We start from the raw sequence: 17,998 nt of genomic DNA on the forward strand, positions 1-17,998 counted from the left end.
GACACTGGCGAGTCCTTTCGGATCGCAGGCGAGTGCAAAGCATCTGCCGTACTGTGAGTGTCATCACATCATCTGTGGTCGGAGGTTCGAATGTCCACCAGCGAAATGATGGAGCTGCACCGCACGATCGGTCACCTGCGCCAGTGTGTCGGGTCGTTGCGGACGATGTACGGGGACGCGTCGGCCGTCCGCCGGCTCGCCAACGACGTCGAACGCCTCGGCATCGACGCCAGTGACCTCGACGAATCGCCGCCTCGCCTGGCGCATCCGGTCGCCGCCTCGGAGCGGGTCGGGGTGCCCGAGGGTCCCTACGACCAGGCGCTGTGGCAGGGGGCCGACGACGAGGGCGTCGGCGGTCACCCGCACGAGCGGTGAGCGCACCGGCGAGAACCACGACCGGGGTCCGGTCGCCGGAGCGCGCGTCGATCGCGGCGCGCACCCTGCGAACGGACATCTGGTGGCGTCCGCCGCTGCTGACCACGATCGGCCTGGCGGTCTTCGTGGTGTACGCGACGATCCGCTCCTTCGTGCGGACCGCGTACTGGGTGGACGAGTACCACTACCTGACGCCGTTCTACTCGCCGTGCGTCAGCGCGTCGTGCGCGCCGGGGTCCACCCATTTCGGGGTGTGGGTGGGCGAACTGCCGATGTGGATCCCGCTCGCGTTCCTGTCGCTGCCGTTCCTGCTCGGGTTCCGGCTCACCTGCTACTACTACCGCAAGGCCTACTACCGGTCGATCTGGCTGGCACCGCCCGCGTGCGCCGTCGCGGAACCGCACGCCCGGTACACCGGCGAGACCCGGCTGCCGCTGATCGTGCAGAACTCGCACCGGTACTTCTTCTACGTCGCGCTGGTCGTCTCGGCGATCAACACCTATGACGCGGTCCTCGCGTTCCACGGCCCCGCAGGCGGATTCGGGTTCGGCCTCGGCACCGTGATCATCGTGGTCAACGTGATCCTGCTGTGGGCGTACACCGTTTCCTGTCACTCGTGCAGGCACGCCACCGGCGGCCGGCTCAAGCACTTCTCCGCCCACCCCGTCCGGTACCGGTTGTGGACCTGGGTGAGCCGGCTCAACACCCGGCACATGCAGTTGGCCTGGACAACCCTCGCCACGCTGATGATCACCGACTTCTACATCATGCTCGTCGCCAGCGGGACCATCTCGGACCTGCGATTCGTCAACTGACGGGTCTGCCAAACGATCGGGACAGAGGGGAGCGCCGGTGGCCGAGCTGGAGCGGCACGACTACGACGTGGTGGTCATCGGGGCGGGTGGCGCCGGACTGCGGGCGGTGATCGAGGCCCGCCAGCGGGGTCTGCGCGTCGCAGTGGTGTGCAAGTCGTTGTTCGGGAAGGCACACACCGTGATGGCCGAGGGTGGCTGTGCGGCCGCGATGGGCAATGCCAATCCCAAGGACTCGTGGCAGGTGCATTTCCAGGACACCATGCGTGGCGGCAAGTTCCTCAACAACTGGCGAATGGCCGAACTGCATGCCCGGGAGGCGCCGGACCGGGTGTGGGAACTCGAGACCTACGGCGCCCTTTTCGACCGCACCCCCGACGGCCGGATCAGCCAGCGCAACTTCGGTGGCCACACCTATCCGCGGCTCGCGCACGTCGGCGACCGCACCGGCCTGGAGATCATCCGCACCATGCAGCAGAAGATCGTCTCGCTGCAACAGGAGGATTTCGCGGCCACGGGTGACCACGAGGCCCGGATCAAGGTGTTCGCGGAATGCACGATCACCGAACTGCTTCGCAGCGACGGCGCCGATGACGGCGGGGCGATCGCCGGGGCGTTCGGGTACTGGCGGGAGTCGGGGCGTTTCGTGCTGTTCACCGCGCCTGCGGTCGTGCTGGCGACCGGCGGAATCGGCAAGTCCTACAAGGTCACTTCGAACTCGTGGGAGTACACCGGTGACGGGCACGCGCTCGCGCTGCGGGCCGGCGCCAAGCTGATCAACATGGAGTTCATCCAGTTCCACCCGACCGGCATGGTGTGGCCGCCGAGCGTGAAGGGGATCCTCGTCACCGAGGGGGTGCGCGGCGACGGCGGCGTGCTGAAGAACTCCGACGGCGAACGGTTCATGTTCGACTACATCCCCCCGGTGTTCAAGGGCCAGTATGCCGAGACGGAGGACGAGGCCGACCAGTGGCTCAAGGACAACGACAGCGCCCGGCGCACCCCGGACCTGCTGCCCCGTGACGAGGTCGCCCGGGCGATCAACTCGGAGGTCAAGAACGGCCGCGGCACCGAACACGGCGGGGTCTTCCTCGACATCGCCTCCCGGATGCCCGCCGACGAGATCGTGCGGCGGCTGCCGTCGATGCACCACCAGTTCCTCGAACTGGCCGACGTCGACATCACCAAGGAACAGATGGAGGTCGGGCCGACCTGCCACTACGTGATGGGTGGCATCGAGGTCGACCCGGACACCGGATCGTCCGGTGTGCCCGGACTGTTCGCGGCGGGTGAGTGCTCCGGCGGGATGCACGGTTCCAACCGGCTCGGCGGCAACTCGCTGTCGGACCTGCTGGTGTTCGGCCGGCGCGCCGGCCTCGGGGCCGCCACCTACGTCGAATCCCTCACCCGCAGACCGCAGGTGGAGCAGTCCGCCGTCGACGCTGCCGCCGCGATGGCCCTCGCCCCGTTCGACCCGCCGCCGGACGGGGCGGTCGCCGAGAACCCGTACACCCTGCACCTGGAGTTGCAGCAGATGATGCACGACCTCGTCGGCATCATCCGCACCGACGCCGAGATCCGCTCCGCGCTGGACAAACTGGAACAGATCCGGCAACGCATCGAGTCGGTCGGCGTCGAGGGGCACCGGCAGTTCAACCCCGGCTGGCACCTGGCGATCGACCTGCGCAACATGGTGCTCGTCAGCGAGTGCGTCGCCAAGGCGGCGCTGCTGCGCACCGAGAGCCGCGGCGGGCACACCCGCGACGACCACCCCGGCATGGACGCGTCGTGGCGCAACACGCTGCTGGTCTGCAGCCTCGTCGGCGGTGCGGACGCCGGTGGCCGGGTGGTCCCCGACGTCACCGTCGCGCCCGAGCCGCAGGAGCCGATGCGCTCGGATCTGTTCGCGCTGTTCGACTTCGGTGAGGTGGCCAAGTACTACACGGACGCCGAACTGTCCGAGCATCCCGGGAAGGGGGAGGAGCGATGAGCTACCAGGCGGCATTCCGGGTGTGGCGGGGCGACATCGGTGGCGGCGATCTGCGCGATTACACCGTCGAGGTGAACGAGGGCGAGGTGGTCCTCGACATCATCCACCGTCTGCAGGCCACCCAGGCCCCGGACCTGGCCGTGCGGTGGAACTGCAAGGCGGGCAAGTGCGGATCGTGCTCGGCGGAGGTCAACGGCCGGCCCCGGCTGATGTGCATGACCCGGATGTCGACGTTCGCGCAGGACGAGGTCGTCACCGTCACCCCGATGCGCGCGTTCCCGGTGATCCGCGACCTGGTGACCGACGTGTCGTTCAACTACGCGAAGGCCAGGGAGATCCAGTCCTTCACGCCGCCTTCGGATCTGGCGCCCGGCGAGTACCGGATGGCGCAGGTGGACGTGCAGCGCTCGCAGGAGTTCCGGAAGTGCATCGAGTGCTTCCTGTGTCAGAACACGTGCCATGTCGTCCGCGACCACGAGGACAACAAGGCCGCCTTCGCGGGGCCGCGGTTCCTGATGCGGATCGCGGAACTCGAGATGCACCCCCTCGACGTCGCCGACCGCCGCGACGTCGCCCAGACCGAGCACGGCCTCGGGCTGTGCAACATCACCAAGTGCTGCACCGAGGTGTGCCCCGAGGGCATCCGCATCACCGACAACGCCCTGATCCCGATGAAGGAACGCGTCGTCGACCGCCGCTACGACCCCGTGGTGTGGCTCGGAAACAAGCTGTTCCGCAGGGGTGGCGGCGGGACCTGACGTCCGGCGGCGCCGAGTTTGTGAAAATCGGTAACGAACACCCCCGCCATCAGTACTGTGAGCGCAGTCACATTGCAGGAGGGTGTCGTGAAGGTGAAGTCGCTGGTTGCAGGGATCGTCAGTGCGGGTTTTCTCGGGGCGTGCGTGTGGGGAGCCGCCGCGTTGGTCTCGGCGGGCGTCGACTTCCCGGACAACGCGGTGTTCCAGTCGCCCGCATCGCATTCGGCGGTGGTGGCCGACCCGGGTCACTGAACTGGTGGCTCGGGCGGCCCCGTCGCCGAGGTCTCGGGCCGCGGAGCTCGAGTGTTCGCGCTCAGTTGATCGTGAACAGCGGCCCGGTGATGGTCAGTCCGAGATCGCCGGTGTGCGCGAAGAACGCGAACAGCATCAGTGCCGCGCCTGCCAACGCCACGTCCTTGTTGAACTGGACCATCTCCGTCTGCCGCGCCGCCGGATCGGATTCGGTCCAGAACGCGTGCATGAGTGGCGCGGTCGGCGCCAGGAAGGCGACGAGCAGCAGCGACCCGAGGTCGGCCCAGACCCCGAGGAGCACACTCAGCGCGCCGACGACCAGGACCACACCCGACACCAGGACCGCGACCCGGGGCACCGGCACGCCCCTGGCCCCGGCGTACTGGGCCATCGCCTCGGACTGGGTCAGGTGACCTGCGCCCGACGTCAGGAACAACACGCAGAAGAGAATCCGACCGATCAGAACGACGATGTCCATCGTCCACCTCCTGTGTTCAGTGCTTGCGAACGACGCGTTCGGGTTCGCCCGGCCTCCAGATCGTGATGTCGAGATGGCCATCGACGAGCTCGACGGCCGACGCACCGGTGATGTCCGCGGCGTAGAACGGGCGGAACTCCCTGCCCCGCAGGTCGAATCCGGTCTCCTCGAACAGTGCCGTCGCGAACCGTTGGTGCAGCTGCGGATCCCGCACGTCGTGGACGGTGCCCCACAGTTTCGCGTCACCGTCGCCGACCATCGAATCGACGGTCGCGGTGTGCAGGCAGAAGCGGGGATCGCGGCCCAGATCCCGGAACTTCGTGGTGTCCGGCATACCGGCGATCCACAGTTCGCCCTCGAACACCCGGGGTTCGATCGGGCTGATGCGGGGGAACCCGTCGGAGCGCAGCGTCGCCAGCATGCACAGGTTGCCGGTGGCGCGGTGGCGGCGGCGGAACACTGCCGACACGAGCGGTGCGGCCGCGGTGAACTCCTGCCAGGTGGTCATCAGGGCCTGCAGGCGGGGTCGAGTGGAACGGCCGGCGAGAGACCGTGCAGGTAGGTGTTCATCGCGTGCGCACACCCGACACTCCACCGGGCGTAGCTCAGTGAGTTGAGCGCGTATCCGGTGGTGACGTGCTGATAGTCGCCCTCTGTGTCGACCGGGATCCACGGTGCCAGGTCGACGATGTTGTAGATCCGCCACGACACCTCGCTGAGCGAGGCATAGCGGGCGGCGAAGGCGGCGTCGCCGACCTTGGGGGAGGCGAAGGTCCACGCCTGTGGCCGCAACGTCGTGTTCGCCCACAGGTCCACCACGAGCATCGTCGCCAGCGCGCCGCCGAGACTGTGCCCGGTGACCGCGAGGGGAACGTCGGGGTCGACGGCCACGCTCAGCCCGGCGATCCCCGGCATGGTGCCCGGCTGGCCGGGCGCCGCCGTCGTCATCGTCGAGTAGATGTCGTGGAAACCCTCGGCGACGGTGCCCCCGTTCGCCACCGAGGTGAACGGCACCCGGTCCCAGTGCAGGTCGTCGAACCACTCGGTGGGGGTGACGGTGCCGCGGATTGCGATCACCTGCATCGCGGGCGTACCCCCGATCGCGAGGTAGCCGTAGAACTCCGGTATCGCCGGGCCCACCAGGAAATCACTCATCTGAATGGTGCGCACCAGCGAAAATCCGGCGGGCAGTGGGACGGTCGCGGGACGCGGGTCGTGCGGGTGGGCGCGGAACTGGGCGTAGGTGGCTTCCACGAAGGGGCCGAGCACCACTGCGGTGGTCGGGTCGAGAGGATCGAGTGTCATGGTCGGCTCCTCGTCGCGGTGGTCGGCGGCACGAGATGCACCGGGCCACCCGGTCGGGTCATGCCGGGGCGAACAGGGTCCGCACGAACGTGTTCGCCTCGCTTTCGGACGCCAGCATCGTCTGCAGGTGATCCTTGGGATAGACCTTGAAGGTGAACCGCTGGCCGTTCACCGCCAGGTCGGCGGCCAGCTTGAACGTCAACGGCGCGGGGACGATCGTGTCGAAGAGGCCCTGCCCCAGGAAGAGCGGCCGATCGTAGCCGCGCAGCGGAATCGCCAGCATCTCGCGGAGCGCGGCCAGGATGGGCGCGTCCAGTTGGCGCGAGAACAGTGCGCCGATCGACGTGGTGCCGATCGCGGTGGCCGCCTCCTCGTAGCAGAGCTGTTCCGCCTGCGCGAGAACCTCTGTGCCGCGCGCACTCAGGTACGAGTCGACGTCCACGTCCGGGCGCGTCGCGCGCAGTCCCGCCAGGACGTACGAGATGAACACCGTGGTTCCGGTCAGCGGCAGCGGCGGGAACAGCGGGCCGCCCAGGGGCGCGAGGTTCTCGATGTTCGACGGCACACCCAGTGCGACCGTGCCGCGGTAGTCGAGTTCCGGTGCGTAGGAGGTCGCGATCGTGGCCGCCACCATCGCCGCCTGCCCGCCCTGGGACTGGCCCAACGTCACCCACCGGTCCGACAGGCTCGGCTCCACGGCACGGGCGGCGCGGACCATGTCGACGACGGCGTGCGCCTCCGACGCCCCGTCCAGGTAGGGGTGCACGCCCTCGGTGCCGAGGCCGACGTAGTCGGTCGCGACGATCGCGTAGCCCTGCGCGAGCCATCGACCCAGGTAGGGTCCTCCGATCTTGCCGGTGACGGTGGGTGCGCAGCCGTCCGCGATGCCGACGGCACCGTGTGCCCACGAGAGCACCGGCCATCCACCCGGCGGGGGAGTTCCCGACGGAAGGAACACCGCGCCGGTGCTGATCGCGGGCCGATTCTGCGCGCCGAGGGTGCCGTAGGTCAGTGCAGAACCGGAGACCGCGCCGGGGATCCACTGTTCCGCGGGCAGTGCGCGGACCGCTGCCACCTCACCCGGGGCGACCGTCGTCGTGGCCGCCGAGGGCGAGGTCGCCAGCACCAGTGCGGCGAGGGTTGCCGTCGCGAGTCGCGTGAGCACGGTTCTCAGTGGACCACGGGGGGCGCCGCGCGACGAATCATGTTGGTTTCTTCTTGGATTCGTCTTGATATCGGCCCGATGTAGGTGGGGGTGAGCGCTCAGCGTGGGCCGATCGGTGCACCCGTGTAAGACTCGAGGAGCCGGAGGTTGGTCTCGGCGTAGGTCTGAGCCGCGCCGGGCGACAGCAGCGTCGACGGCGTGCTGACGATGTCACATCCAGGTGCGGTGGGAGCGCCGGTGAGCCGGTCGCGCAGCCAGTTCAGCGTGTCCGAGGCGCCGGTGATGAGCACCGTCGCGTGCAGTCCGGTCTCGTGTCGTCGGTAGGTGACCGGCGTGCCGCCCCGGCAGTACTGATCGACGAGGTGATCCACCGTGCCGATCGGGACGATCTCGTCGGTTACGGCGCTATAGACGTACACCGGCGCCATGGGAGCGGCCGAGCCCAGCTTGATCTCCCGCACGGCGGCCGTGATCGCAGGCAGTTCCATCAGCTGCGCGTACGGGACCGTGAGGTAGGGGCTGTTGTCCCGGAGGATGTTCGAGGCGACGGTAGCGATCACGCACTGGTCACCCATCTCGTCCAGGGCGGCCCGACCCGCCGGGGTGAGGTGCGCGTCGATCTCGCGCGCGGCCTCCGGGAAGATCTGCCGGGTGCCTGCGATTCCGATCAACTGCAGACCCGCCCAGAACGTCCCGCTGAGGTGGTTCATGGCGACGGGGTCCGGGACCGGTGAGCCGAGCGCGGCGCCGCGGATGTTCAGCTCCGGCGCGTACGACGGCTGCAGCTGCGCGGCCCAGCCGGTGACGAGTCCGCCACCGGAGTAGCCCCACAGTCCCACCGGTGTGCCCGACGCGGAAAGTTCGAGCGGCGCGAACTGCTCGGCGGCCCGGACGCCGTCCAGGACCGCGTAACCGGGCTCGCGCGGTGCGCCGATGCGTGCCGCGGGACCCTCGTGATCGGGAACCGACACCGCCCAGCCCTGTTGCAGGGCATAGGTGATGAAGGTCATCTCGCCCTGGGTGAAGAAGCCCTCGGGGTCGGAGCCGGCCTGCATCGTGACCGAGGGTCCGCACGCGGGATCGACGCTGTCGTGCGCGACCTGGTAGGAGAGCAGCGGCCGCCCGCCCGGAGCGGGCGCGCCGGAGGGTCGGATCACGGTGGTGACTGTCGCGGTGGGCTCACCGGCGAGATCGGTTGTCCGGTAGAGGAGTTGCCATGCCTCCGCGTGGAACGGCAGGACGGAGTAGGACGCGAGCTCCACGGGCCGCTCCCTCAGGATCGAGCCGGGTGTCGCGGATTCGAATCCGTCCGGGGGAGTGTAGAACGCGTCGATGGCAGGCTGGGCTTGTGCGGATGCCGTGGGGACCGCGGCGGCGCCGGTGCCGAGAAGGGTCGTCGCGACGAGGGTGGCGAGGACTCCCGACAGGCGCATGAGCGGCAGCGTAGTCGGCCGATCGCGAGTGCGAGGCGCCTTGTGTGACGTGACTCCCGCACGTCGGTGGCGGCCGGTCGGACCGAGTGCGTGATTCCATACCCGGAGCGAGGTGTTCCGGCTTCGCCGCCGGCGAGAGGAACGATCCAGATGCACTTCCACGTGGCCGGACGACCGGACCGCGAGCCCTGCTCCGCGCTCGTGGCGGTGACGAAGTGATCGATCCTCGGGTCGTGCAGCTCGGCGTCGCGGAGTCGATCGAGACGGTGCGCGAGGTGGCGCAGTTGATCACTCGGTTGCGTTCCGCCGCAGAGGATCTCGGCAACCGCGAGGCCGTCGGTGCTCAGCTCGACCAGGCCGCCGCCGCGCTCGCCGTGGCAATGGATGCACTGTCGGGAGCCGCTGGGTCGCTTGCCGAGGTGACGCAGGTCGAGCGCGCCGAAAGAGGTGTGCCCGTGGGGGAGTGCACCGCCGTCATCGACCCGGAGGGCGAGACCCGCTGGGTCGAGAGCCCCGACCCGCTCGAGCGTGCGCGCACGTACGGATGTATCCGCGTCGTCAGTGGAGATGACGGTGACGAGGTCGCGGTTGTGGCATTCGACTCGGTGGCCCGGTGGGAGCCGGGGATCTACGACAGGGTGCTGTTCGACGCGGGCTGGGTCCGTGTCGGGCCGTGGTGCGGGCAGAGCTTCTGCGCGGTCGAGCCGGGTCCGGGAGCGTTCCCCGGGTCCGACTGACCCGCCCGGCAGATCCGGTGCGCCCGGGCGCGGTTCAGCGCCGGGCGTGCTCGCCGAGCCGGCTGCGGACGCCGTCCACGAAGAGGCTCAGTCCGTAGTCGAAACGCGCTGTGCCGCTGGTGCTGTCGTACAGCGGCGAGGCGTCCTCGGTGAGTGCGCCGTGGCTGTCCATCTGCATCCGGGACTGCTCGTCCGTCGTCTGCCCGAGGATGTAGAACAGCAGCGTGTCGGCGGCGAACTCGGCCTCGTCGGCCGGCAGTCCGGCCTCGGTGCACGACCGTGCCAGGGTGTCGCGGGCGTCGTTGGTCGCCAGTCGTGCCGCGTAGGAGGCGGCCGCCAGCTCCGCGCCGTCGCGGTGGGCGAGCAGGGCGTCCCGGATGCGGTGTGCCAGCACGTCGAGGCGCTCGTCCCACGCGGACGCGTCGATCGGCCCGGACACCCGGCCGAGCATGTCGTCGGTGATCGCCGCCAGCAGCGTCTGCTTGTTGGGGAAGTGCCAGTACAGCGCGCCGGGCTGCACGCCGAGCGAGGTGGCCAGCCTGCGCATGGTCAGGTCGCCCAGGCCGTACTCGTCGAGGATGGTGATCGCCCCGGCCAGGACGTCGGCTCGTCGCAGCTGCACGTGTTGTCCGTTTCCGTCGGTGTTGGTTGACACCATTTCACCACGACCCTAACCTGAACGCCGTTCAACTTGTACGGTGTTCAAGTTCGTCGAGCTAATCACTTCGCGACCGGAACACTCGCCCGGCATTCAGGAGCTACCCGTGACCCAGGCCCCCGTCCGCACCGACATCCTCGCGATCGCGCGGGAGCAGGTCCTCGAGCGTGGTGAGGGCCTGACCCAGGAGCAGACGCTGCAGGTGCTGCAGCTGCCCGACGATCGGCTAGAGGACCTGCTCTCGCTCGCGCACGACGTGCGCATGAAGTGGTGCGGTCCGGAGGTCGAGGTCGAGGGCATCATCTCGCTCAAGACCGGCGGCTGCCCCGAGGACTGCCACTTCTGTTCGCAGTCCGGGCTTTTCGCGTCCCCGGTCCGCGCCGCCTGGCTCGACATCCCGAGCCTGGTCGAGGCCGCCAAGCAGACCGCCAAGACCGGCGCCACCGAGTTCTGCATCGTCGCGGCCGTGCGTGGGCCCGACGAGAAGCTGATGGCGCAGGTCGCCGCCGGTGTCGAGGCGATCCGGGGCGAGGTCGACATCCAGGTCGCGTGCTCGCTCGGCATGCTCACCCAGGAGCAGGTCGACCAGCTGGCCGCGATCGGCGTGCACCGCTACAACCACAACCTCGAGACCTCCCGGTCGCACTTCCCGAACGTCGTCACCACCCACACCTGGGAGGAGCGTTGGGACACCCTGCGGATGGTCCGTGAGGCCGGCATGGAGGTCTGCTGCGGCGGCATCCTCGGCATGGGGGAGAGTCTCGAACAGCGCGCCGAGTTCGCCGCGAACCTGGCCGAGCTCGAGCCCGACGAGGTGCCCCTGAACTTCCTCAATCCCCGCCCCGGCACCCCGTTCGGCGACCTCGAGGTGCTGCCTGCGGCCGACGCGCTGCGGGCCGTGGCCGCATTCCGGCTCGCGTTGCCGCGGACGATCCTGCGTTTCGCCGGCGGCCGGGAGATCACCCTGGGCGACCTCGGCGCCAAGCAGGGCATCCTCGGCGGCATCAACGCCGTCATCGTCGGCAACTACCTGACCACCCTCGGTCGTCCCGCCGAATCCGACCTGGACCTGCTCGGCGAACTGCAGATGCCGATCAAGGCCCTGAACCAGACCATCTAGGAGTACCCGCTATGGACACGCCTGTCACCGATGTGGCCGAGCGGTACAACCCGTACACGGGGCTGCGGATCGTGCCCGGCGTCCCGGATTCGGTGCCCGCCGCCGCGGAGATGGGGCTCGAGCCGCCCCGCTTCTGCGAGCACTGCGGTCGCCGGATGATCGTGCAGGTCAGTCCCGACGGCTGGTGGGCCAAATGCTCGCGTCACGGGGTCAGCGACTCCACGGAGGGCGAGCGGCGCTGAGCAGGCCGGGGCGCACTGAGGGGGGCGCCCCGGCCGAGCGCACTGAGGGGGGGCGCCCCGGCCGAGCGCACTGAAGGGGACGCCCCGGCCGACGGCCCGAGCCGAAGCCCTCGCGCTCGTGAGGTCCGGCGCGCACGATCCGGAGCCGTGTCCGCGTCGTGCGTGGCACCTCGCGGTGCACCTCTAAGGTGGATGATCGTGACCACCGAGACCGACACACCCGATGCGCAGCACGCGCCCACCGCGGCGGAGCGCCGGACCCGCCGGGCCGACACGGCCGCGGCCGCCCGCGTCGTCGTCGGGATCGTCGTGGTCAGCGCGCTCGCCGGGATCGTCTGGGGTCTGCTCGTGCCCGCACAGCACTTCCTGGTCGTCTCCGGTGGCGGCGCCGTGTCGTTGACGGGGGAGAGCGGTCACCAGTTCGACGCGGTTGCGCTGTTCCTGTGCCTGGGGGCGATCCTCGGGGTGCTGTCGGCGGTCGCGGTCTGGACGCGGCGGGCGCACCGCGGAGTCGCGCAGGTGATCGGGCTGGTCGTCGGCTCCGTGGTCGGCGCATCCGCCGCCGCGGTCGTCGGGCTCGGGGTGGCCCGGTTGCGCTTCCCTGGGGTCGAGGATCTCGAACTGGGGCAGATCGTGCCCGCGACGCCGGGGCTCGGCACGATGATGGCGCTGATCGCGCAACCGTTCGCGGCGTCGCTGGTGTACCTGCTGCTCGTCTCGCTCAGCTCGCGTCCCGATCTCGGTCGCACCGCCCCCTCCGCCGCCGTCGAGCGTGCACCTGCCGACGTCGCGTCGCGGCCGTTGCCCCGATAACTGCCCTCTCGCGGGATCAGGTGGGGGGCCGCAGCGCGGCGAACTCGTCGGTGACGCGCAACCGCGACTCGGCAAACCGGTACAGGGCGGGCGGACGGCCGCCGAAACGTCCGGGAGCGGCGGTCGCGCCGGTCGCGACCAGCACCCCGCGCCGACCGAGGACGCGCTGCAGATTCGTCGCGTCCACCTGATAACCCAAAGCCGCGCAGTAGATCTCACGCAACGTCGACATCGCGAACTCGTCGGGCGCGAGCGCGAACGCGATGTTCGTGTAGGACAGTTTCGCGGCCAGTCGCGTGCGGGCGTGCTCGACGACGACACCGTGATCGAATGCGGTCGGGAGGAGAGCCGAGACCGGATGCCAGGCGGTGTCCGGGGGAATGTCCGGGTCGGCGTCGAGTGGGACGAGGCCGAGGAATGTCGAGGCGATCAGCCGGACGCCGGGCACCCGGTGCGGATCGGAGAACACCGACAGCTGTTCGAGGTGCGCGACCTCCCGCACGTCGACCTTCTCGGCGAGTTGCCGCCGCGCCGAGGTCTTCAGGTCCTCGTCGTCGCGCAGCAGTCCGCCGGGCAGTGACCAGGCGCCGCGTTCGGGTTCGAGGGCGCGCTGCCAGAGCAGCACGCACAGCTCGGGATTGTCGTTCACATTGCGAACCTGGAACACCGCGGTGAGCACTTCGTGAAGGGTGTTACCATTGGGCACGTTTTCGATCCTAAGTCGAAAACCCCCGAAACGGAAATCCGGGCAGCCCCCCGGCATTACCAGCGACACGGCTTCGCGGTAAGGAGAACGGCCATGACATCGACGTTGTGGGCAGGTGCAGGTCAGATCACCGACGGTCCCGGTGGCTACACCGGCGTCGAAGCCGGCCCCGAATGGGCCGCCGAGGTGCGACGACTCGCCAAGGAGCGCGGCGCGACGCTGCTCGCGCACAACTACCAGCTGCCGGCCATCCAGGACGTCGCCGACCATGTCGGGGACTCGCTGGCGCTGTCCCGGATCGCGGCCGAGGCCGAAGAGGACACCATCGTCTTCTGCGGCGTGCACTTCATGGCCGAGACGGCCAAGATCCTCAGCCCGAACAAGACGGTCCTGATCCCCGACGAGCGGGCCGGCTGCTCGCTCGCCGACTCCATCACCGCCGACCAGCTGCGGGAGTGGAAGGCCGAGTACCCCGACGCCGTGGTCGTGTCGTACGTCAACACGACCGCCGAGGTGAAGGGCCTGACCGACATCTGCTGCACGTCGTCGAACGCCGTCGACGTCGTCGCGTCGATCGACCCCGACCGCGAGGTGCTGTTCCTGCCCGACCAGTTCCTCGGGGCGCACGTCAAGCGCGTCACCGGCCGGCAGAACATGCACATCTGGGCGGGTGAGTGCCACGTGCACGCCGGCATCAACGGCGACGAGCTGACCGCCCAGGCCAAGGCCCACCCGGACGCCGAACTGTTCGTGCACCCCGAGTGCGGCTGTGCCACCTCCGCGCTGTACCTGGCCGGCGAGGGCTTCGTGCCCGAGGACAAGGTCAAGATCCTGTCCACCGGCGGCATGCTCGACGCCGCCCGCGCCACCGGCGCCAGGCAGGTCCTCGTGGCCACCGAGGTCGGCATGCTGCACCAGCTGCGCAAGGCCGCGCCCGAGGTGGACTTCCAGGCCGTCAACGACCGCGCGTCGTGCCCGTACATGAAGATGATCACCCCCGCCGCCCTGCTGCGCTGCCTGCAGGAGGGCAAGGACGAGGTGCACGTCGACCCCGCGGTCGCCGAACGTGCCCGCAAGTCCGTGCAGCGGATGATCGAGATCGGCAACCCGGGCGGCGGCGAGTAGTGAACGGGCTCGCGCCCGGCGCCGGGGTGCACGACAGCTGGGAGGCGCACGCCGACCTGGTCGTGGTCGGCGGTGGGGTCGCGGGACTGACCGCGGCCCGCACCGCGACCCGCGCCGGCCTGCGGGTGCTCACCGTCAGCAAAGGCGGTCCCACCGACACCGCGACCGTGTACGCGCAGGGCGGCATCGCGGTAAGCAGCGGTTACGACGTCGACGCCCACGTCGCCGACACCCTCGCCGCCGGCGGTGGGCTTTGCGACGAGGCGGCGGTGCGGTCGATCGTCGCGGCAGGCGCGGACGCGGTCACGGCGCTCGCCGACCTCGGCGCGGTGTTCGACCGCGGACGCGACGGTCAGGTCTCGCGCACCCGCGAGGGCGGGCACAGCGCCCGCCGGATCATCCACGCCGGGGGCGACGCCACCGGCGCCGAGGTGCAGCGGGCGCTGAACGCAGCGGGCATGCCGGTGCTCTTCGGTGCCGCCGCCGCGCGGGTGGTGACGGGCGTCGACGGCGTCCAGGGCCTGGTCGTCCTGTCGGACAAGGGCTTCGGCGCCGGCATCGACGGCACCGCCGTCGGCACCGGCATCGACAGCACCGCCGTCGGTGTCATCCACGCACCGGCCGTGCTGCTCGCCACCGGCGGCCTCGGTCAGCTGTACTCGTGCAGCACCAACCCGCCCGGTGCGACCGCCGACGGCATCGCGCTGGCCCTCGACGCCGGTGCGATCGTCGCGGACCTGGAGTTCGTCCAGTTCCATCCGACCGTGCTGTTCGCGGCCGGCGGGGTCGGCCGGCGTCCGCTGATCTCCGAGGCGGTGCGCGGCGAGGGCGCGGTTCTCGTGGACTCCCACGGGAATTCGGTGACCGCGGGTGTGCACCCGATGGGTGACCTGGCGCCGCGGGACGTGGTGTCCAAGGCGATCGCAGCACGGTTGCGGACGCTCGGGGAGGATCACGTGTACCTCGACGCCCGCCGCGTCGACGGCTTCGCGGAGCGGTTCCCGACCATCACCGCGTCCTGCCGGGAGGTGGGCCTCGATCCCGCCGCCGACCTGATCCCCGTCGCGCCTGCCGCGCACTACTCGTGTGGCGGCGTCGTCACCGACACCCACGGGCGCACCCGGGTGCCCGGCCTGCTCGCGGCCGGTGAGGTCGCGCGCACCGGGCTGCACGGAGCCAACCGGCTCGCCTCCAACAGCCTGCTCGAGGGCCTGGTCGTCGGAGAGCGCGCCGGGCTGGCCGCAGCCGAGCGCATCGGAACTTCAGTGGAGGTGGCCTCCTCGGATCTCCCTGCCGCGGAGGTGGTGTCGCGGGCCACGGTGCAGTCGCTGATGACCGCGCACGCGTCCGTCGTGCGCGACGGGGACGGCCTGTCCACGGTGTCGGTGGCGCTGGCGAGCCGCGAGACGGTGCGGCCGTCGACCGTCACCGACCTCGAGGACTCCGCGCTCACCACGGCGGCGTCCGCGCTGGTGCTGGCCGCGTCCGCCCGCACGGAGAGCCGTGGCTGCCACACCCGGCTCGACCACCCCGACACCGACGACGACGACTGGCGGCGGCCGCTGCCCGTGCGCCGCGAACCCGACGGCACCCTCGCCCTCACCGACCTCGTGAGCGCCGAACCGATCCCGACAGGAGCACGATGACCACCCTGGCTGACGGCCTCGACCGCGACGAGATCCGCGCGCTGGTGCGGGTAGCCCTCGACGAGGACCTGCGCTACGGACCCGACGTCACCTCGGTGGCGACCGTCCCCGAGGGGGCGGTCGCGAAGGCGTCCGTCGTCTCCCGCAGTGCCGGTGTGGTCGCGGGCATCGACGTCGGGCTGCTCGTCCTCGACGAGGTCGTCGGCGCGGGCAACTACGAGGTCCTCGCCCGCGTCGACGACGGCACCGCCGTGGCGGCGGGCGATGCGGTGCTGACCGTCTCCGCGCCGACCCGGGACCTGCTCACCGCCGAACGCACGATGCTGAACCTGCTGTGCCACCTGTCCGGCATCGCCACTGCCACCGCGCGGTGGGTCGAGGCGGTCGCGGGCACCGACTGCAAGATCCGCGACAGCCGCAAGACGCTGCCCGGGCTGCGGTCGCTGCAGAAGTACGCGGTGCGGATGGGCGGCGGCGTCAACCACCGGATGGGTCTCGGTGACGCGGCGCTGATCAAGGACAACCACGTCGCGGCCGCCGGGTCCGTGGTCGCTGCGCTGCGGGCGGTCCGTGAGGTCGCGCCGGACATCGAGTGCGAGGTCGAGGTGGACAGTCTCGCGCAGCTCGACGAGGTTCTCGCGGAGGGCGTCGACCTGGTGCTGCTGGACAACTTCGCGCTCTGGGAGACCCAGTCCGCGGTGCAGCGCCGCAACACCCGCTCGCCGAAGACCAAGCTGGAATCGTCCGGCGGCCTGACCCTCGACGTCGCCGCCGACTACGCCGGCACCGGCGTGGACTTCCTCGCCGTCGGCGCGCTCACCCACTCGGTGACGGTCCTGGACCTCGGTCTCGACATGTGACGCCGGCGCCCGGGCGGTGTCCGGGCGCCGACGCGGTCGCCGGCGCGGGCTCAGGCCGCCGGTGTCACCGTGACGGTCACCTCGTCGACACCGGTCTCGGTCCGCACCGTCAGCAGGCGGTTCTGCCGGTCCCAGGTCACGACGTCCGCACCCGCGACCGTGACATCCCCGGGAAACCCGTTGCGCGGCAGGTAGATCTCGGTGGGGGCTGTGACGGCGGGGTCGGAACGGAAGGTCAGCTCGAGGTGGTCGGTGGACGACGACCACTCGTGCGGTGTGCCCGCAACCGCGCGCGGGTAGGGCTTGTTCACGGTGTCGACGAGAATCGTCCGCGTCCCGTCCTCCAGGTGCGGGCCCCAGGGACCGGGGTCGCTCGACCAGTACGCGACTCCCGCACCCATCTCCCGAGCCTCGGTGTAGACGCGATCGAGGTACTCCTGGGCGCCCGGCAGCGTGGTGTCTAGCCCGAACTCGCCGAGGATGATCGGTGCCCCCTGAAGGACGTTCCCGGCGATGTGTTCGATGCTTGCGCGCCAGGTCTCGATGGTCGCGTCGGTGAGGTCCTTCGACACACCCGAGTAACCGTCACCGAGATCGAGGGGCAGCGGGTACAGGTGCGGGCAGTAGGCGATGCGTCGCTCGCCCGCACGGGGGTCGTCGATGTTGGTGAGCCCGCTCGGCACGCCCTGATTGACACCGACGGCCTGCGGGGCGACACACACCCAGCTGTCCTGGTCGGCCTGCCGAATGGCGTTGGTGGTCCGCTGGTACAGCGCGGCCAGCGGACCGGACTCGAACGCAGGCCCCTGCAGCGAGCCTCCCCACGGCTCGTTCATCAGGTCGTACGCCACGACGGTGTCGTTGTTCGCGAATCGTTCGGCGACCGCCCGCCACGCATTCGCGTAGTGCTCCGTCAGCTCGGGATGCTTGCCGGTGGTGTTCCAGAAGTTGTCGAATGCGCGGATGACGCCCGGCTCGACGTAATACAGCTCCCAGCGGTCCCTTTCGTTGACCGGAAGGCCGTCCATGTACGTCGCCCAACCCGGAGCCCCGTTGCCGGTCCTGCCGTCAGGGGTGATCGCGCCGGAGTAGAGGTCCTGGTGCATGTCGAGCATCACCTTGTAGCCGCGTTCGGCGTACCAGCCGACCCGGTCCTCGACTCGGTCCAGGTACGCCTGGTCGTACTGTCCCGGTTCGGGTTCCACGGAACGCCACGAGATCAGGAAGCGTACGAAGTTCGTTCCCATGTCGGTCTGTTCGCGGTCGAGGTCGGCTTCGGTGAAGGCAGGCATGCCGTCCGGCGCGCTCTTCGCGCTCGATGCAGTGTTGAATCCCCGCAGGATCAGTGACCGGCCGGCGTCGTCCTTGAGGTAGGTCCGCGTCGTGCCACCGCCACCGCCACTCCCGGACGTGGGCAGACTGCTCTGTGCGGTCGCGATCCCGCCTCCGAGGATCAGTGTGCTCGTGACGATCAGGGATGCGAGCCGGATGCGGCGCATGAAACCTCCTGGTGTTCTGCGGGT

Annotated in this window: 20 protein-coding genes; 12 read left to right on the forward strand and 8 right to left on the reverse strand. The window is 69.9% G+C overall.

The annotated features are described in order from the left end of the window. Positions 1-90: 90 nt before the first annotated feature. The 5 genes from ACWDU4_RS15420 (at position 91) to ACWDU4_RS15440 (ending at position 4,187) form a co-directional block, all read left to right on the forward strand. Positions 91-375: a hypothetical protein gene (locus tag ACWDU4_RS15420; RefSeq protein ID WP_450114774.1), complete on the forward strand. Its 285-nt coding sequence runs from the start codon at positions 91-93 to the stop codon at positions 373-375. After that, complete coding sequence (locus ACWDU4_RS15425) at positions 372-1,190, forward strand: hypothetical protein (RefSeq protein WP_450114775.1); 819 nt, start codon at positions 372-374, stop codon at positions 1,188-1,190. Before ACWDU4_RS15420 ends, ACWDU4_RS15425 begins: the two co-directional genes overlap by 4 nt. Positions 1,191-1,227: 37 nt before the next feature. After that, positions 1,228-3,177 carry a fumarate reductase/succinate dehydrogenase flavoprotein subunit gene (locus ACWDU4_RS15430; protein WP_450114776.1) on the forward strand — a complete coding sequence of 650 codons (1,950 nt, stop codon included), beginning with the start codon at positions 1,228-1,230 and terminating at the stop codon, positions 3,175-3,177. After that, positions 3,174-3,935, forward strand: coding sequence for a succinate dehydrogenase/fumarate reductase iron-sulfur subunit (locus tag ACWDU4_RS15435; protein ID WP_450114777.1), 762 nt, complete (start codon positions 3,174-3,176; stop codon positions 3,933-3,935). The genes ACWDU4_RS15430 and ACWDU4_RS15435 overlap by 4 nt, the downstream gene beginning before the upstream one ends. A gap of 87 nt (positions 3,936-4,022) precedes the next feature. Beyond that, complete coding sequence (locus ACWDU4_RS15440; protein WP_450114778.1) at positions 4,023-4,187, forward strand: hypothetical protein; 165 nt, start codon at positions 4,023-4,025, stop codon at positions 4,185-4,187. Between the two features lie 61 nt (positions 4,188-4,248). Here ACWDU4_RS15440 and ACWDU4_RS15445 read toward each other — a convergent pair whose 3' ends face one another. The 5 genes from ACWDU4_RS15445 to ACWDU4_RS15465 all read right to left on the reverse strand — a co-directional run bounded on the left by ACWDU4_RS15445 (position 4,249) and on the right by ACWDU4_RS15465 (position 8,568). Further along, complete coding sequence (locus ACWDU4_RS15445) at positions 4,249-4,665, reverse strand: DoxX family protein (protein WP_450114779.1); 417 nt, start codon at positions 4,663-4,665, stop codon at positions 4,249-4,251. A gap of 16 nt (positions 4,666-4,681) precedes the next feature. After that, positions 4,682-5,173 (reverse strand): pyridoxamine 5'-phosphate oxidase family protein, encoded by a 492-nt coding sequence (locus ACWDU4_RS15450; RefSeq protein ID WP_450114780.1) that lies wholly within the window; start codon positions 5,171-5,173, stop codon positions 4,682-4,684. After that, complete coding sequence (locus ACWDU4_RS15455; protein WP_450114781.1) at positions 5,173-5,970, reverse strand: lipase family protein; 798 nt, start codon at positions 5,968-5,970, stop codon at positions 5,173-5,175. Before ACWDU4_RS15455 ends, ACWDU4_RS15450 begins: the two co-directional genes overlap by 1 nt. A gap of 58 nt (positions 5,971-6,028) precedes the next feature. Then, positions 6,029-7,135 (reverse strand): lipase family protein, encoded by a 1,107-nt coding sequence (locus ACWDU4_RS15460; protein WP_450114782.1) that lies wholly within the window; start codon positions 7,133-7,135, stop codon positions 6,029-6,031. Between the two features lie 98 nt (positions 7,136-7,233). Further along, positions 7,234-8,568, reverse strand: a complete 1,335-nt coding sequence (locus ACWDU4_RS15465; protein WP_450114783.1) for a lipase family protein — start codon at positions 8,566-8,568, stop codon at positions 7,234-7,236. Between the two features lie 215 nt (positions 8,569-8,783). On the opposite strand from ACWDU4_RS15465, the gene ACWDU4_RS15470 reads away from it, so the two are divergent. After that, positions 8,784-9,305 carry a hypothetical protein gene (locus tag ACWDU4_RS15470; RefSeq protein WP_450114784.1) on the forward strand — a complete coding sequence of 174 codons (522 nt, stop codon included), beginning with the start codon at positions 8,784-8,786 and terminating at the stop codon, positions 9,303-9,305. 34 nt (positions 9,306-9,339) lie between these two features. On the opposite strand, the gene ACWDU4_RS15475 is transcribed toward ACWDU4_RS15470, so the two are convergent. Beyond that, positions 9,340-9,927 (reverse strand): TetR/AcrR family transcriptional regulator C-terminal domain-containing protein, encoded by a 588-nt coding sequence (locus ACWDU4_RS15475; RefSeq protein WP_450114785.1) that lies wholly within the window; start codon positions 9,925-9,927, stop codon positions 9,340-9,342. A gap of 142 nt (positions 9,928-10,069) precedes the next feature. On the opposite strand from ACWDU4_RS15475, the gene bioB reads away from it, so the two are divergent. The 3 genes from bioB (at position 10,070) to ACWDU4_RS15490 (ending at position 12,138) form a co-directional block, all read left to right on the forward strand. Beyond that, on the forward strand, positions 10,070-11,083 hold the full coding sequence (gene bioB, locus ACWDU4_RS15480; protein WP_450114786.1) for a biotin synthase BioB: 1,014 nt from the start codon (positions 10,070-10,072) through the stop codon (positions 11,081-11,083). Positions 11,084-11,094: 11 nt separating this feature from the next. Next, a complete protein-coding gene (bsaP, locus tag ACWDU4_RS15485; RefSeq protein WP_450114787.1) occupies positions 11,095-11,325 on the forward strand; it encodes a biotin synthase auxiliary protein BsaP in 231 nt (76 codons plus the stop codon). 198 nt (positions 11,326-11,523) lie between these two features. Further along, a complete protein-coding gene (locus ACWDU4_RS15490; RefSeq protein ID WP_450114788.1) occupies positions 11,524-12,138 on the forward strand; it encodes a DUF2567 domain-containing protein in 615 nt (204 codons plus the stop codon). A 16-nt stretch (positions 12,139-12,154) separates the two neighbouring features. Here the strand turns inward: ACWDU4_RS15490 and ACWDU4_RS15495 are convergent, their stop codons facing one another. Next, the gene (locus ACWDU4_RS15495; RefSeq protein ID WP_450114789.1) at positions 12,155-12,844 is read right to left on the reverse strand and encodes an NUDIX hydrolase; all 690 of its coding nucleotides are present in this window, start codon (positions 12,842-12,844) and stop codon (positions 12,155-12,157) included. A 93-nt stretch (positions 12,845-12,937) separates the two neighbouring features. Between ACWDU4_RS15495 and nadA the strand changes: the two genes are divergently transcribed. The 3 genes from nadA to nadC are packed head-to-tail and all read left to right on the forward strand — an operon-like array spanning position 12,938 to position 16,475. Beyond that, positions 12,938-13,969 (forward strand): quinolinate synthase NadA, encoded by a 1,032-nt coding sequence (nadA, locus tag ACWDU4_RS15500; RefSeq protein WP_450114790.1) that lies wholly within the window; start codon positions 12,938-12,940, stop codon positions 13,967-13,969. Beyond that, positions 13,969-15,615 carry an L-aspartate oxidase gene (locus tag ACWDU4_RS15505; protein WP_450114791.1) on the forward strand — a complete coding sequence of 549 codons (1,647 nt, stop codon included), beginning with the start codon at positions 13,969-13,971 and terminating at the stop codon, positions 15,613-15,615. The genes nadA and ACWDU4_RS15505 overlap by 1 nt, the downstream gene beginning before the upstream one ends. Beyond that, the gene (gene nadC / locus ACWDU4_RS15510; RefSeq protein ID WP_450114792.1) at positions 15,612-16,475 is read left to right on the forward strand and encodes a carboxylating nicotinate-nucleotide diphosphorylase; all 864 of its coding nucleotides are present in this window, start codon (positions 15,612-15,614) and stop codon (positions 16,473-16,475) included. The genes ACWDU4_RS15505 and nadC overlap by 4 nt, the downstream gene beginning before the upstream one ends. A 50-nt stretch (positions 16,476-16,525) precedes the next feature. Here nadC and ACWDU4_RS15515 read toward each other — a convergent pair whose 3' ends face one another. Then, positions 16,526-17,974 carry a cellulase family glycosylhydrolase gene (locus ACWDU4_RS15515; protein WP_450114793.1) on the reverse strand — a complete coding sequence of 483 codons (1,449 nt, stop codon included), beginning with the start codon at positions 17,972-17,974 and terminating at the stop codon, positions 16,526-16,528. Between the last annotated feature and the right edge of the window lie 24 nt (positions 17,975-17,998).

The sequence above is a fragment of the Rhodococcus sp. NPDC003348 genome, from assembly GCF_053589375.1.

Coding starts and splice junctions, on each gene's coding strand:
- ACWDU4_RS15445 (WP_450114779.1), bottom strand. CDS start 4,665: ATGGACATCGTCGTTCTGATCGGTCGGATTCTCTTCTGCGTGTTGTTC.
- ACWDU4_RS15420 (WP_450114774.1), top strand. CDS start 91: ATGTCCACCAGCGAAATGATGGAGCTGCACCGCACGATCGGTCACCTG.
- bsaP (WP_450114787.1), top strand. CDS start 11,095: ATGGACACGCCTGTCACCGATGTGGCCGAGCGGTACAACCCGTACACG.
- nadA (WP_450114790.1), top strand. CDS start 12,938: ATGACATCGACGTTGTGGGCAGGTGCAGGTCAGATCACCGACGGTCCC.
- ACWDU4_RS15455 (WP_450114781.1), bottom strand. CDS start 5,970: ATGACACTCGATCCTCTCGACCCGACCACCGCAGTGGTGCTCGGCCCC.
- ACWDU4_RS15450 (WP_450114780.1), bottom strand. CDS start 5,173: ATGACCACCTGGCAGGAGTTCACCGCGGCCGCACCGCTCGTGTCGGCA.
- ACWDU4_RS15515 (WP_450114793.1), bottom strand. CDS start 17,974: ATGCGCCGCATCCGGCTCGCATCCCTGATCGTCACGAGCACACTGATC.
- ACWDU4_RS15465 (WP_450114783.1), bottom strand. CDS start 8,568: ATGCGCCTGTCGGGAGTCCTCGCCACCCTCGTCGCGACGACCCTTCTC.
- ACWDU4_RS15435 (WP_450114777.1), top strand. CDS start 3,174: ATGAGCTACCAGGCGGCATTCCGGGTGTGGCGGGGCGACATCGGTGGC.
- nadC (WP_450114792.1), top strand. CDS start 15,612: ATGACCACCCTGGCTGACGGCCTCGACCGCGACGAGATCCGCGCGCTG.